The 14,511-nt window shown below is 74.8% G+C and carries 10 protein-coding genes and 1 pseudogene; 4 read left to right on the top strand and 7 right to left on the bottom strand.

What is annotated here, in order from left to right; translation table 11 throughout:
* Positions 1 to 37 precede the first annotated feature (37 nt).
* Together ABD652_RS08410 and ABD652_RS08405 are read right to left on the bottom strand one after the other, a co-directional pair.
* A complete protein-coding gene (locus tag ABD652_RS08410) occupies positions 38 to 1,870 on the bottom strand; it encodes an AMP-dependent synthetase/ligase (RefSeq protein ID WP_344720200.1) in 1,833 nt (610 codons plus the stop codon).
* A gap of 26 nt (positions 1,871 to 1,896) precedes the next feature.
* Positions 1,897 to 3,546, bottom strand: a complete 1,650-nt coding sequence (locus ABD652_RS08405) for a dolichyl-phosphate-mannose--protein mannosyltransferase (protein ID WP_344720198.1) — start codon at positions 3,544 to 3,546, stop codon at positions 1,897 to 1,899.
* A gap of 118 nt (positions 3,547 to 3,664) precedes the next feature.
* Here ABD652_RS08405 and rsmI point away from each other — a divergent pair, with 118 nt between their 5' ends.
* Positions 3,665 to 4,678 carry a 16S rRNA (cytidine(1402)-2'-O)-methyltransferase gene (gene rsmI, locus ABD652_RS08400; RefSeq protein WP_344720196.1) on the top strand — a complete coding sequence of 338 codons (1,014 nt, stop codon included), beginning with the start codon at positions 3,665 to 3,667 and terminating at the stop codon, positions 4,676 to 4,678.
* Positions 4,679 to 4,752: 74 nt separating this feature from the next.
* Here the strand turns inward: rsmI and galE are convergent, their stop codons facing one another.
* Positions 4,753 to 5,691 (bottom strand): UDP-glucose 4-epimerase GalE, encoded by a 939-nt coding sequence (galE, locus tag ABD652_RS08395; protein WP_344720194.1) that lies wholly within the window; start codon positions 5,689 to 5,691, stop codon positions 4,753 to 4,755.
* A gap of 355 nt (positions 5,692 to 6,046) precedes the next feature.
* Here galE and ABD652_RS08390 point away from each other — a divergent pair, with 355 nt between their 5' ends.
* The 3 genes and pseudogenes from ABD652_RS08390 to ABD652_RS08380 form a co-directional block, all read left to right on the top strand.
* Positions 6,047 to 7,558 carry a glycosyltransferase family 4 protein gene (locus ABD652_RS08390; protein WP_344720192.1) on the top strand — a complete coding sequence of 504 codons (1,512 nt, stop codon included), beginning with the start codon at positions 6,047 to 6,049 and terminating at the stop codon, positions 7,556 to 7,558.
* 115 nt (positions 7,559 to 7,673) lie between these two features.
* Positions 7,674 to 8,324: a 5-formyltetrahydrofolate cyclo-ligase gene (locus ABD652_RS08385; RefSeq protein ID WP_344720190.1), complete on the top strand. Its 651-nt coding sequence runs from the start codon at positions 7,674 to 7,676 to the stop codon at positions 8,322 to 8,324.
* A 132-nt stretch (positions 8,325 to 8,456) separates the two neighbouring features.
* Positions 8,457 to 8,597, top strand: a pseudogene (locus ABD652_RS08380) (FmdB family zinc ribbon protein); the annotation flags it as partial.
* A gap of 14 nt (positions 8,598 to 8,611) precedes the next feature.
* On the opposite strand, the gene ABD652_RS08375 reads toward ABD652_RS08380, so the two are convergent.
* The 4 genes from ABD652_RS08375 to ABD652_RS08360 form a co-directional block, all read right to left on the bottom strand.
* Positions 8,612 to 8,842, bottom strand: coding sequence for a hypothetical protein (locus ABD652_RS08375; protein WP_344720477.1), 231 nt, complete (start codon positions 8,840 to 8,842; stop codon positions 8,612 to 8,614).
* A 77-nt stretch (positions 8,843 to 8,919) separates the two neighbouring features.
* A complete protein-coding gene (locus ABD652_RS08370; RefSeq protein ID WP_344720188.1) occupies positions 8,920 to 9,636 on the bottom strand; it encodes an RcpC/CpaB family pilus assembly protein in 717 nt (238 codons plus the stop codon).
* A gap of 448 nt (positions 9,637 to 10,084) precedes the next feature.
* Complete coding sequence (locus ABD652_RS08365) at positions 10,085 to 10,441, bottom strand: hypothetical protein (RefSeq protein ID WP_344720186.1); 357 nt, start codon at positions 10,439 to 10,441, stop codon at positions 10,085 to 10,087.
* 4 nt (positions 10,442 to 10,445) lie between these two features.
* Complete coding sequence (locus tag ABD652_RS08360) at positions 10,446 to 14,486, bottom strand: DUF4011 domain-containing protein (protein ID WP_344720184.1); 4,041 nt, start codon at positions 14,484 to 14,486, stop codon at positions 10,446 to 10,448.
* Between the last annotated feature and the right edge of the window lie 25 nt (positions 14,487 to 14,511).

Below are 14,511 nucleotides of genomic sequence, written 5' to 3'. Positions count from 1 at the left end.
CGGGATCTGCCCGCCGCACAGTCGGCGCCCGGCGAGCTCAGCGGGAGTAGATCCCCTCGATCTCCTCGGCGCAGTCGGCGATCACCCGGTGCCGCTGCAGCTTCTGCGAGGGCGTCACGTGCCCGGTCTCCTCGCTGAACTCCAGCGGCAGGATCCGGAAGGTCCGCACCGACTCCGCCCGAGAGACCGCTTCGTTGGCCGCGTCCACGGCCTGCTGCACCTGCTCGCGCACTGCGGGATGCTCGGCGGCCTCGCCCAGACTCATCTCCTCGTGGCCGGCCGCGGCGCTCCAGGAGGCCACCGCCTCGGCGTCGAGGGTGATCAGCGCGGCCACGAACGGCCGATCGTCGCCGACGACGACCGCATGCGCCACCAGCGGGCACAGCCGGATCCGCTCCTCCAACGGCGCCGGGTGGATGTTCTTGCCCCCGGCGGTGACCAGCAGCTCCTTCTTCCGGCCGGTGATCGCCAGGTATCCGTCCTCGTCCAGGGCGCCCAGGTCGCCGGTGCGGAAGAAGCCGGCGTCGTCGAAGGCCTCCGCAGTGGCCCGCTCGTCGCGGTGATAGCCGTCGAAGACCACCGATCCGCGCAGCAGGACCTCCCCGTCGTCGGCCACGCGCACAGTGCTGCCCGGCACGGGCAGCCCCACAGTTCCCAGCCGCGTGGCCCCGGGGATGTTCAACGTGATCGGGGCGGTGGACTCGGTCAGTCCGTAGCCCTCCTGGACCGGCAGACCGGCTCCGGTGAAGAAGTGGGCGATCTCCGGGCTGAGTGCGGAGGCGCCGCAGACCATATAGCGGATCTGCCCGCCGAGCCGGTCGCGCAGCCGGCGGTAGACCAGCCGATCGTAGAGCGCGCGCTTCGCCCGCAGCGCCGCCGAGGGGCCGTCCCCGCCGTCGGCCTGCCGCTGCCGGGCCTGCGAGTACTCCACCGCCGTGCGCCGCGCCGACTCGGCGATCTGCCTGCGGCCGGCGTCGCGGGCGGCGTCCTGCAGCGACTGGTGGACCTTCTCATAGACCCGCGGCACCGCGAGCATCCACTCCGGGCGGAAGCTGGCCAGGTCCTCGGTGAGCCGGGCGGCGCCGGGACTGTGGGCGACCTGGATGCCGTGGTGCAGGCAGATCAGCTGCACCGCCCGGGCCAGCACATGGGCCAGCGGCAGGAAGATCAGCGTGCGCGAGGGCCCCTCGCCGAGGATGTCGCGGGCGAAGGGCACGATGTTCGCCGCCCCCTCGGCCAGGTTGCGGTGGGTGATGCGCACCCCCTTGGGCCGGCCGGTGGTCCCGGAAGTGTAGACCAGCGTGGCGACGTCGTCCAGGCGCGCCGCCGAGCGGGCCGCCTCCAGCGTCGCCTCGTCGACGCCGTCGCCGTGGGCGGCGATCGCGCGCAGCGCCGCGTCGCCGTCGACGGCCAGCACCCGCACCCCCTCCGCGGCGGCCTCGACGCCGCGACGGACCGTCTCGGCGATCTCCGCGCCGCCGACCAGCGCCAGCCGCGGCGCCGCATGGCGGACGACGTCGGCCACCTGCTGCGGGGAGCTGGTCTCGTAGATCGGGACCGAGACGCCGCCGGCGAACCAGATCGCCTGATCGATCACCGCCCACCAGTAGCTGGTCGGGGCCATGACCACCACACGGTCGCCGACGCCCACGCCGAGGCCGATCAGCCCTCGAGCAGTGCGACGCACCTGTCCCACGAAGCTGTCGATGGTCACGTCCACCCAGCCGCCGACGCCGTTGGGCACCGCGTAGACGGGGCATCGGGGGTCGCTCTCGCACAGGGCGAGGACCCCGTCGGTCACGTTGGTCGCCGGGTCAGGATGCGCCACCTGTTCGGTGGCGGCCTCGGTGATCGGGGCGTCAGCAGTCACAGTCGCCACTCTACCGGCCGAGCGACTCACACCCAGGACTCCAGCCACATGCGCCACTGCCACTGGTCCGTCGGGATCAGCTCCGCGGTCCAGAGCGGATGGAAGAAGATCGAGGCCGCCGTCGCCAGCAGCACGAAGGCCAGCACGAGCGCCGCCGCACGCTGAGACGACCCCGCGCGCCCCGGTCGACGCCCGCCGGCGCGGGAGGCTCCACGGCGCATCACCAGGGCCGCGACGGCGACGAGCGCCAGGATCAGGAAGGGCTCGTAGGCGACGGTGTAGAAGAAGAACATCGTCCGGGCGGGGAAGAACAGCCAGACCGCCCATCCGGCGAGGACCCCGGAGAGGATCGCCCCGTGGCGCCAGTCCCGACGCCCCAGCCACAGGGCGACGACGACCAGCAGGGCGACCAGCCCGCCCCACCAGATCACCGGGTTCGCCAGGTCGAGCACCGCCTGCGAGCACGCCGCCTCCCCGCAGCCCGACGACCCCGCCTCGATCGACTCGTAGTGCATCGACACCGGACGCCCCATGAACGGCCACGTCCAGGGCGAGGAGGCGTAATCGTGCCCGTCGCTGAGCCCTTCGTGGAACTCGAGGATGGAGACGTGGTAATGCCACAGCGACCGCAGCGGCCCGGGCACCAGCTGCCCGAGGCCCTCGGCCGGATGCGTCAGATGCCAGGTCCTCCCCCAGCCGCCGGAGGTGACCAGCCATCCGGTCCAGGTGATCACATAGGTGACCGCGGCCAGCGGCAGCACGGTGACCACGGCCAGCAGCCCGTCGCGCAGCCCGGCGCTCGACCAGCCGCGCAGCCCGGCCGCGCGGCGGGCCTGCAGATCCCAGAGCACGACCAGCACGCCGAAGACGGCCACGAAGGCCAGCGCCGAGAGCTTCACCGACGTCGCGCAGCCCAGCAGCACGGCGGCGGCCAGCCGCCACGGGCGCCAGAGCAGCAGCGGACCGCGCCGGCTTCCGGCACGGCCGCCGTCCCCGCCCCCGGCCTCCGGGGCGCGGGCCAGCAGCTCGGCCAGCCGTCGTCGTCCCTGCCAGCGGTCGGCCAGCAGCGCGCCGAAGGCCGCGAGCACGAACAGCGAGAGGAAGATGTCGAGCAGCGCCGCCCGGCTCATCACCAGGTGGTGGCCCTCCACCGCCAGCAGCACGCCGGCGACCCCGCCCAGGAAGACCGAGCGGAACATCCGCTGCGCGATCAGGGCGACCAGCAGCACGGTCAGCACCCCGGCGACCACTGAGGCGATCCGCCATCCCACGGCGGAATCCGCCCCCACGGCGCGGATGCCCAGGGCGATGAGCCACTTGCCCAGCGGCGGGTGGACCACGAAGGAGGCTTCGTCCTCCGGGGCCGGGGCTCCGGCGAGGAAGGCCTCGTCGGCCTCCTCCGGCCAGGAGAGCTCGTAGCCGGCCTGCAGCAGGGCGTAGGCATCCTTGGCGTAGTAGGTCTCGTCGAAGATCAGCTCATGCGGACGTGCCAGCCCGGGCACGCGCAGCGCGGCGGCGAGCATCGTCACCAGCGCCGGGATCCAGACGCCCCACAGGCCCGGGCGGAAGGGCTCGGCGCCCAGTCGACGGAGCAGCCGGGCGCGCCGGGCGCCGCGGGCGGCCTCGGTCGACGTCGCGCGATCCGTCGCGGCGACGATGGGAGTCTGGCGGGTCACGGTGGGTATGCTACGTGGCGAGCTCCGAGACCTCGGCGCTCCCACTCCGGACGATCGCGACGTCGCCGACGCATCTCCGGAACGCTCCCGCACCCGCCCGCCGATGGAGGCCGCCGCCATGTCCGACCACGACGCGCAGGACGAGCTCCGGGGCGGACCGCAGGACGACGCCCCGGAGGACGCCCCGGAGGACGCCCCGGCCGACCGCGCCGACGACGCCTCCGACGATGCCTCCGAGGACGCTGCCGAGGACGAGCACGAGACCTCCGCCGTCGCCGTCCCCGCCGGTCTCTGGGACGTGCCGCTGGTGCTCGCCGCGACCCCCATCGGCAATCTCTCCGACGCCAGCCCGCGGCTGCGCGCGCTGCTGGCCAGCGCCGAGATCGTCGCCGCCGAGGACACCCGCCGCACCCGGCACCTGTGCCAGGCGCTGGGCGTGCGCCCGACCGGGCGGCTGGTCAGCCTGCACGAGCACAACGAAGCCTCCCGCGCCGCGGAGGTGGTCGAGCGCGCCGCCGCCGGCGCCCGGGTGCTGGTGGTCTCCGACGCCGGGATGCCGGCCGTCTCCGACCCCGGATTCCGGCTGGTCGCCGCCGCCGTCGAGGCGGGGGTGGAGGTCACCGCCGCCCCCGGAGCCTCGGCGGTGCCCACCGCCCTGGCGCTCTCCGGACTGCCCACCGACCGGTTCACCTTCGCCGGCTTCATGCCGCGCAAGGGCGCCGACCGCCGTCGGCTGCTGCATCGGCTGGCCGCCGAGGAATGGACCACGGTGCTCTTCGAGTCCCCGCATCGCACGGCGGCCACGCTGGCCGAATGCGCCGAGCAGCTCGGCGGCGAGCGCGGCGCGGCGATGTGCCGGGAGCTGACCAAGAAGCACGAGGAGGTGCTGCGCGGCAGCCTCGCCGAGCTGGCCGAGCAGACCGCCTCCCGGCAGCTGCGCGGCGAGGTGGTGCTGGTCATCGGCGGCGCCGCGGAGCAGGCGGCGCCCTCCCACGAGGACCTGGTGGCCGAGGTGCTGCGCCGGGCCGAGGCCGGAGAGAAGGTCAAGGCCGCGGCCAAGGAGGTCGCCGCCGCGCACGGGGCGACCTCCCGCGAGCTCTACGACGCCGCCGTCGCCGCCCGGAAGGGCTGAACGCCCCGCGGCCGCGCGTCGCGACGACGCCGCGCGCGGTTCAGCGCCAGGGTAGGCTCAGCGCCGGGGCCGGCTCAGAGGTGCTCCCAGGCGTCGCGGACGATGTCGACCAGCGCGCGCCGCGGCGTCCAGCCCAGCACCTCGCGGGCCTTCTCCCCGGAGGCGACCAGCGTGGCCGGGTCGCCGGGGCGGCGATCCTCCTCGGTCACCGGCACCCGACGACCGGTGACGGTCTCGACGGCGTCGAGGACCTCGCGCACGCTGGAGCCCACGCCGGTGCCGAGGTTGAACACCTCATGGGTGCCCGGCCGGATCTGCTCCATCGCGCGCAGATGCGCGTCGGCGAGGTCGAGCACGTGGATGTAGTCGCGCACCGCGGTGCCGTCGTGCGTCGGGTAGTCGGTCCCGAAGAGCTTCGCCGGCTCGCCGCCGCCGGCCGCGGCCCGCAGCAGGTTCGGGATCAGGTGCGTCTCCGGGTCGTGGCGCTCGGACAGCCCGTCGCTGGCGCCGCCGACGTTGAAGTAGCGCAGGCTCGCCGCGGCCAGCCCGTGGGCGGCCGCCTCGGCGGCGAGCATGTGGTCGATGGCCAGCTTCGAGGCGCCGTAGGGGTTGATCGGGGCGGTCGGGTGGTCCTCGGTGATCGCGTCGCTGACGGGCGTGCCGTAGACCGCCGCGGTCGAGGAGAAGATGAACCGCGGCACGCCGGCGGCGCGGACGGCGTCGATCAGCGCCAGCGAGGCCACGATGTTGCCGTGCCAGTACCGCTCGGGGTGCTGGACGGACTCGCCCACCAGGGACTTCGCCGCCAGGTGGATGACCGCGTCGAAGCTGGAGTCCAGCACCTCGCCGGCGGCGGCGATGCTGCCCTCGTGCCACTGCGCGCCCGCCAGCACGGCGTCGTCATGGCCGGTGGAGAGGTCGTCGAGGATCACCACCTCGTGGTCGCCGGCGAGCAGCTGCTGAGCCACCACGCCTCCGATGTAGCCGGCTCCTCCGGTCACCAGCACCTTCATGCAGGTCTCTCCTCGCTGCCTCGCTGCGTCGTCGCCTCGACGGATCACCGATGGTCGCCGCGGCGCCGTCGCCGTTCGCCGGGCCGGGGCGCCGCGCCGGTGCGGCGCCGGTGCGGCGCCGTCCTCGTTGTTCCGTGGCGGAGCCTAGCAGGCCCGACGGCGGTCGGGGCGGTCGATCGCCGGGCCGGTCGTGATCCCCCGCGGCTCCAGCGGACCGCCGTCGGACGTTCAGACGGTGCACAGCTGACGCCGAGACTCGCCGCGTATCGTCAGCGCCGAGGTGCCCGGGGCAGCTCGGCGCCGACGCCGTCGCGCCGTCGACCGGCAGGACGCACCTGGTGGGGAGGGAACTGACATGAAGATCGCCTATCTGCTCGTCGACCCCGCGGTGGGGCTCTTCGGCACGACCGGGGCCTCGGTCCGCGTGCAGGAGATGATCCGCGCCTTCCAGGCGCACGGCCACGACGTCACCGTGTTCTGCCTGACCCGGCAGGACCGTCCGGAGGAGGCCTCGGGAACGGCGCCGGGACTGGAGCCCGCCGATCTGCGGGACCTGCCGGTGGTCACCGTGCCGGTCGAGGCGCCGCGGAGTCCGATGCAGCCGGCCGAGGCCGAGGATTCGCCCCCGACGGGATCCGGCGGGGCCGGGGCGGAGTCCGCCGGCGACGCTCGCCGTGAGGCCGTCGGCCGTGCCGCGGCGCAGCTGGCCTTCCGCGCCGTCGAGGAGGCGGTGCCGTTCGACCTGATCTACGAGCGCTGCTCGATGTTCTCCGACGCCGGCGCCCGGGTGAAGGAGCAGCTGGCCGCCGCCGGACATTCCGCCCAGCTGGTCATGGAGCTCGACGCCCCGCTGGTGGAGGAGCGCGCCGACGCGACGACCTCCTGCTGGTCCCCCACCGTCCGCGCGCTGACGGCGGCGGACCTGATCACCTGCGCCTCGAGCTCGCTGGCCCGGTGGGCCGGCGAGCTGCTCGCCGGCGACGGGAGCGACGCCGCGGACGAGCAGGAGGAACAGGACGAGCAGGGTGCCGAGCGCGGCTCGGCGGCCGCGCAGGCGGCGGCTTCCCGCCTCGCCGTGGTCCCCCACGGCGTCAACACCGACCGGTTCATCCCTGCCGACCGCGACCCGGAGGCTCCGTTCACCGTCGGACTGGTCGGCTCGCTGGACCCCCGCCACGACATCGACCTGCTGCTGCGCGCGCTGGCCGAGGCGCCCCACCCGCGGCGCCGCGACTGGATGCTGGAGATCATCGGCGGCGGCCCGCAGATGGAGCAGCTTCAGGTTCGCGCCGCGGAGCTCGACGTCTACCGTCAGGTGACGTTCCACGGACCGGCCCGTTCCGCGGACATGCCCCAGATGCTCACCCGCGCCGACGTGGCAGTGGCGCCCTTCCCCGCCGCGCAGGAGGGCGAGGGGCGGCCGATCTCGCCGCTGACGGTCTACGAGCACCTCGCCTGCGGCGTGCCGGTGGTCGCCTCGGCCGTCGGCGACCTGCCGGCGCTGCTGCGCGGCCCGGCTTCTCGGCAGGGCGCCGCCGGCGACCAGCCGACCCGTGAACCGGTGGACTCGGCCGAGCGGATCTCCGACGCCGACCGCGGACTGCTGGTCCCGCCCGGCGATGTCGGCGCTCTGGCCGCGGCACTGGGTCAGCTGGCCGACCAGCCGGATCTGCGGGCGCGGATGGCCTTCGCCGGCCGGGCCGCCGTCGTCGAGCGCCACACCTGGACGCGGCGCGCCGGCGAGGTCCTGCGCCTGCTGAGCCTGCCCAGCAGCACGCATGCGGGGCTGACCACGCCGATTCCGGTGGTGGACACTGCGACGGCGGCCGCCACGCCGGACCAGGCCGGCTCCCCCGACCCGGCGTGACCCCCTCCGGCCGACGGCGACGACGCCGTCCTCGCCGACCCCCTGTTCCCGTCGGCGGCGGCGTTCCCGCGGGCCGCACTCACCGCAGGTCGGAGGCGGCGGATACGCTGGGGGCATGTCGACGAAGACTGAGCTGCGCCGCCGGCTGCGCGCCGCCCGGACCGGGCTCGACGCCGCGGAGCAGGCCCGCCGTGCCGACCAGCTCGCCGCGGTGCTGCAGGCGCATATCCACCCGACGGCCGTGGTGGCCGCCTACCGGCCGATGACCGGCGAGCCCGATGTCGGCCCGTTCCTGACCGCACACCTGGCGCGCGGCGGCACTGTGCTGCTGCCGCGCGTCGTCCCCGGTCCCGCACGCCGGATGGAGTGGATCCCGTGGACCCCGGAGACGACGATGCGGCGCAGTCGGCAGCTCCCCCTCGACGAGCCCGCCGGAGAACCCGCCGCTCTGGAGGTCCCTCGGGACGTCGACGTGATGCTGGTGCCGGCGCTGGCCGTCGGCCGCGACGGGGTGCGCCTGGGGCAGGGAGGCGGCTACTACGACCGCCTGCTGGGGCCGGGCTCCGAGACCGCCGAGGACGGGGTGGACGCCGGTCCGGCGGGCATTGACGCCGAGCCGGAGGGCGCCGCGGGTCCGGAGCGGATCGCCGTGGTCCATCCTGAGGAGCTGCTCTCCGCCGGCGACATCCCGGTCGAACCGCATGATCTGCGCGTGGCCCGAGCGATCACCGCGCAGGGTCCGGTGCTGCTCGACCCGACCGGGTGACCGACGCGCCCGCCGATGCCGCGTCCCCCGCCGACGATGCGGGGGCGGGATGCGGCGCAGTATAGAATGGAGCGTCTGCCCGATCCGCCGGCGGCGGACGCGCCGCCATGACCTGTCCCCCGAGGAATCTCGATGCCCACCTATGCCTATGGCTGCAAGGACTGCGGCCACGCCTTCGACATCGTCCAGCCGTTCAGCGAGGATTCGCTGACCGAGTGCCCCGAGTGCGGCGGCACGCTGCGCAAGAAGTTCGGAAACGTCGGGGTGACCTTCAAGGGATCGGGCTTCTACCGCAACGACTCCCGCGGCTCCGGCTCGTCCTCCGACAGTGCCTCGAGCTCCTCGTCCGGGTCCTCCTCCGGCTCCTCGTCGGAGTCGTCGAGCTCCTCAGGGTCCTCGAGTTCCTCGAGCTCCTCCGAGTCCTCGGCGGGCTCCTCCGGTTCCGAGTCCTCCTCGGCCGCGTCGGGATCCACGGGCAGCTCCGGCGCCCAGGCCGCCTCCTCCTGAGCGGCACGCACCGGGCCGTCCCCCGCCGACGGCCGGTCCTCGCGGCGCCGCCGCACCAGACCCGCCGCCCGTGCTCACTCGACCAGGCTCACTCGACCAGGCTGAGATCGATCCGCCCGCGGTGAGCGGCCTCGGCCAGCGTCTCGGCGACGTCGGGCTCCACGGCGAGGATCACCACCTCGCCGGCCTGATCATCAGCCGGCAGCCAGTCGTCGGAGGCGCTCTGCGGCGTCCAGAGCACCGGCGCGGCCTCCGCGACCGTCTCCGCCGGCGGCGTGCTCTCCGGGCCTGACCCGGAGACCAGCACGTCGACCCGACGCCCCGGGGTGAGCATCCCGACCAGCGCCGTGTCGGCCGGCCGCACCGGCATGGCCACCACCTCCTCATCCTGCCCGTCGAGCAGCCCCGGCCCGACGAGCTGAGACTCCAGGACCACGGCGCCCTGCGGCAGGGGCACGGCCGCCTGACGTCCGGCCACTCGGTCGAGGAGCTCCTCGCCGGCCTCGCTCGGCCCCGCGCCGGACTCGTCCCTGCCCTCCCCGGGCCCGCCCCATGCGGCGGCCGCGGCCTCGGCCGGCACCGAGGCGGCCTCGACCCGGGCCGTCTCCAGCTGCGCCGCCTCCAGCGTCTCGCCCGCAGCGGCCTCGCCGGTGGTGCGCACGACGGTGACTCTCTCGCCCGGCGGCGCCGTGCCGCCGGCGAGCATCCCCGCGGCCACTGCGCAGCAGGCGAAGAGCAGCGCCAGCGGCAGGCGCATCCGGCGCACCACGCGCGTCGACGAGGCGCCGCGGAGCCGGCGCGCCATCCGCGGCGGACGCTCTCCGCGAGGTCTTCGCGCCGACCGGCCGTCGGCCCGGCGCCCGGGCCGGCGGCCGGACCAGCGCCCGGATCGATGACTCCGCCCCGCAGGACGCGTCCGGTCCCCGCGGCCCGGCGGGGGCGGATCCGGGGTGACGGAGTCAGGGTCGGGCGTCCCGCTCCGCGCGGCGGCCGGAGTGGGACGCGGCGGGGCCGGCAGGCGCATCGGCTGCTGCTGGCCGAGGCGGCGGGCTCGACGCGACGTCGGCGGAAGCGGCGGCGCCGCGGAGGAACCGGCGACGGCGGCGGAGACGGCGGGTCCACGGGAGGCTGTGCTCATGGCTCCAGCGTCGCCGCAGCGGGCCCCGGCGACCAGCCGCGGCCGGGGAATTGTGGACGGGACGGCGTGTCCGACGCGGAGAGCAGAGGCCTGTGCAGGAAGGCCCCGGAGAGACTCACCAGTGCGGCGGGCGCTCCTCGAGGATCCACCGGTCGCGCGGGCTCAGCCGCTCGGCTCCCTCGGCCGGACGGGCCACGCGCGTCCTCGGCGCCTGCGCCGACTCCTCCGAGCCGTCGTCGGCCGTGCCGGACGCCGGCTCGCTCGTCGCCGCGTCGCCGTCGGCCGAGGCGGAGTGGAACCGCCTGGCCTCCTCGGCCTCGGGCCGGCCCGACGTCGCCGGAGCCACCACCCGTCGCGTCCCGCGCCGCCCGCGCCGGGCCGCGGGAGCGGCCGGGCGCCGGGGGCTCGGCCGCTCGGCGCCCTCCGCCCCGGCGGCGTCCTCGACGCGATCCTCGCTGCGGTCCGCGGACATCGGCTCAGCTGGTCCGGCCGCGCTGACGCGGCGACGGCTCAGTCGTCGCGCGGCGCCGGGAGTCCTCGTCGCCGACGTCGGCGGCCCCGCCGAAGCGCACGCGGGCCCCGACGGCCTCCTCCGGCTCGCGGTCGGCCAGGGCGCCGGTGGTCTTCAGCGCGATGCGGCCGTGCTCGGCGAACTCCGGTCCGGCGGCCAGACCGACTTTCTCGGCGACCGTCTCCGTGCAGCGCGCCGGATCGGTGAAGACCTCGATGGTCCAGAGCACCACGTGGGTCCAGCCCAGCTGCTCGAACTGCTCGGGATTCTGCCGGGAGCGCTCGCGCACCGACATCGCCGCATAGCCGTCGGTGCCGTCGGAGACCATCGCCACCGGGGTGACCGGCACCTGCGGCGAGATCTTGCGCGGGCAGGCCGCGAGATCCAGCGTCCCGTGGAAGCCGTCCTCGACCCGACCGCCGCGAGCCCGGATGCGGTCGACCAGGTCCATCACCAGCGGGTCGGTCAGCGTCGCCGACGCCGTCGGGTTGCCGCCGCCCCGCAGGCCGCGGTCGACCAGCCGCATCACCAGCGCCGCCCCCGGATCCAGCGACGCGACGTCGAGCTGCTCCGGCGTCAGCGAGGTCACCAGACGCAGCTGCTCGCGCGCCCGGGTGGCGGCGACGGCGGCGTACTCGCGGCCGCGGGGGCCGGAGAGCGCGCCGAATTCCCGCACCGGATCGCCGGACACGCCGCGGCCGAAGCCCAGCGAGAAGATCACCTGGTCACGGACCAGGTGATGGGCCCGCTCCACCGGTGCGACGACGAACCGCTCGCGCCCCTCGGCCTCGAAGAAGCCCCGGGCCCAGGAGTGGTTGGCCAGATTCACCTTCAGCGCGTCGGCCACCCGGCGGGCGTGGCGCTCCGAGCCGGTGATCACCGCCAGCGAGGCGTCCCGCCGGGACCGAATGTGGTCGAAGACCATGTCGACGACGCGGTTGACCTCGCGGGTGGGCGAGTCGGGGACGTCGCCGGCGCTCGGCACGGCCGAGGACTCGGCCAGCGACTCCACTGTCAGCCGGCGCCCCTGACCGGTCAGCTGCGCGGCGTCGGGCAGGCGCATCAGGTCGCCGTCGTAGACCTCCTCGGAGAGCTGCTCGGTGAGCTCCTGGTCCACGCCGCGGTGCACGCGGCGCAGCCGGTGCACCGGCAGCACCCGGGCCAGCCGGTCGAGGATCGACTCGGGGACCTCCCGGTCGACGGCCGGAGCCGTCGGATCGGCGGAGATCTGCAGCGGCTTCGGCGCCCCGGTCGCCGGGTCGCCGAAGGCGACCACCTGCGCGCCGCGGGTGATCGCGCCCAGCGCCGACGCCGTGGACAGCGATTCGGCGTCGAGCAGCACCACCGCGTCGGCGCGCAGATCCTCGGGGAACTGCTCGACCAGACCCAGCGGGGAGCTCGTCCAGACCGGGACCAGCGGCTGGACGAGCTCGTCGGCGACCTCGTCCAGCGCCGCGACCGTCGGGCTGCCGTCGCGCAGCAGCTCCTTCAGCCGCGCCGCGGCCTGGGGATGAGCCTCGACGGCGGACTTCCAGCGGACCGACAGGCTGTGGTCCAGCCGCCGGGCGCCGGCCTCGATGTGCGCGGCGTCGGCGGCGCGGAACTCCTCCTCGATGCGCCGCAGGTTCTCCCCCGAGGTCATCGCGAGATAGTCGTCGCCGGAGATCATCGCCTCCAGCGTGGACTGCCACCAGGCCAGCTCCAGCTCGTCGGCGACGCGCTCGGCCGGGACCTCGCGCTCGGCCAGGTCCTCCATCAGCTCCCGGAATCCCTGCTCGCGCAGCTGCTCGGTGACCAGCGTGCGCTCGGGCAGCGTCTCCAGCGGCTCCTGGTCCTCGGCGAGGGCCTCGACGACGTCGACCATGCGGGCGAACGGGATGTCCAGCAGCGTCCGACGCCCGGAGTCCGCCGAGTCCGCGGCGCCGTCGCCGCCGACCGGCTCGGAGCCGCCGGCGACGCCGTGCAGGTGCCGCTCGGCGACGTCGGGGTCGAGCACCTCGACGAGCTTCTCCAGATGCGCCTGCACGGCGCCCACTGCGTCGGCCAGCCGGTCCAGGTTCTTCGGGACCTTCGGCCGGACCTCGTCGACGGCGTGCTCGGCCCACTCCTCGCGCTCGGTCTGGACCTCGACCAGCGAGGAATGCAGATCATGGATGGAGACGCCGGGGCGGATGTACTCCTTGGCCACCCGGCGCAGCCGCGAGCGGGCGATGGAGGTCATCTCCACACCGTGCTGCTTGCGCCACCACCCCGGGGCCGTGGCCGCGATCAGGTCGTCGACCGGCTTGGTGTAGACGTCATGGGCGAACTTCCCCAGCGACTCCTGCACGCGCTGGAAGAGCATCACCTGGGCGTGCCAGTCGGAGAAGGAGGTCCCGGGCCGCAGCCCGGTGACCGCGGCCGCAGTCTCCATGTGGCCCTTCAGCTGCGGCAGCTCCTCGCGCAGCCGGGCGACCAGAGCCGCCGCGTCGTCGGTCTCCTGCCGATTCCGCGGCCGGGCGTTGTACCAGGGGCTGCGCCGGGTCTCGGCGGAGAAGGCGCCCAGCTCAGCGGCGCGCGCGAGCTTCACCGTGACCTGGCTGCGGTCCACTGTGGTGTCCAGCACCGAGCGCTTGAGCCGCACGCTCGTCGACGGCGCCGGGTTCAGCGAGGTCAGCGCCGCCAGCGCCTGCATCGCCTGGTAGGGCGAGCAGCTCCACCGGCTGCGCACCTGGTGCAGCGAGTCCACGTGGTCGACGAGCTCGTGCCGGCGCTCGCGCAGCCGCTCCTGCAGACCGGTCAGTCGCGGCGGCTCGGAGCGCTCGACCCGCTTGATCGCGCGGATGAGCTGCTGCCGGAGGTCCTCGGTGGTCGTCGACGCCGGCACCTGCAGCGCCAGCGTGCCCAGCCGCGCCTGCGAGAGCCGGCGGGTGAACTCCTCCACCGCGGCGGCCCGCTCGGAGACCACCAGAGTGCGCTTGCCCGCCCAGGCCAGCGCGGCGACGGCGTTGACCGCCGTCTGCGTCTGTCCGGTGCCCGGCGGGGCGGACACCACCATCGACTGCCCGGCCGCGACGGCGTCGAGCACGGCCTGCTGATCGGCGTCGGCGTCGACCACCAGTCGTTCGTCCTGCGGATCGCGATCGTCCAGGCTCGGCGCCGCCTGCGCCTCGGCGTCGGCCTCCGGCTGGGACAGCGGCTCGGACGCGGCCAGCGCGCGCAGCACCGGATGCGACGAGTCCAGCCCGGCGGGCCGACCCAGACCGCTGACGTCGGCGAAGGTCGACAGGTAGACCTGGCGCCAGACCTGCAGCGAGCCCAGCGCACCGTCGCCGTCCTCGGACTCTCCGGCACGGCGGGCGGCCAGCCGGTCGAGCAGCTCGGAGGTGCGCGAGGGGTCGAAGCGCGCCGTGGCGTATCCGGCGACCTCGAACTCGGCCGGATCCAGCACGAGTCCGTGGCGGTCGGCCAGATGCCGAGCCAGCGCCGGATTCAGCCGGGCCGGGGCGGTGAACTGGACCTCGAAGTCGTCGCCGTCGGGCCGCGGCCGCAGCGAGACCGGCACCAGCATCACCGGGGCGGTGAACTGCTCGGCGCCGGCGGCGGTCTCCTCGGTCCAGCTGGCGACGCCGGCGGCGAGATGCCCGACGTCGATGCCGCGCTCCTCGGACATCTCGCGGACCTTGGCGCGGATCGCCGCGGCGGCCTCGCGTCCTGCCGCGAAGGCGGCGTCCTCGTTGAGAAGCGTCGACAGGCGCGTGCGCCGTCCGGCGAAGAGCTGCATCTGACCCGAGGAGTTGGCATCGGTCAGGTCGACGGCGTTCTGTCGCGACGGGGTGAAGCGCAGCATCGTGTCGTTGTCCGCCCCCGAGTCCAGCGACTCCGCCCAGGCGCCCACCGGGTCCGCGGGGTCCGCGACGTCGTCGGCCCGCCCCGCGGCGTGGTCGACGGTCTGTTCCGTGCGCGCGGCGCTGACCAGGTCTTCGTGCACCGCCGATCCGGCGGTGCTCGTGTCGTCTCTGCTCACTTCTGACCTTCCGGCAGGATCACCT

The organism is Nesterenkonia halobia, assembly GCF_039536005.1.
Classification (GTDB): domain Bacteria; phylum Actinomycetota; class Actinomycetes; order Actinomycetales; family Micrococcaceae; genus Nesterenkonia; species Nesterenkonia halobia.
The sequence above is the reverse complement of the archived record's forward strand: the minus strand, read 5'-3'. Positions and strand labels throughout refer to the sequence as shown.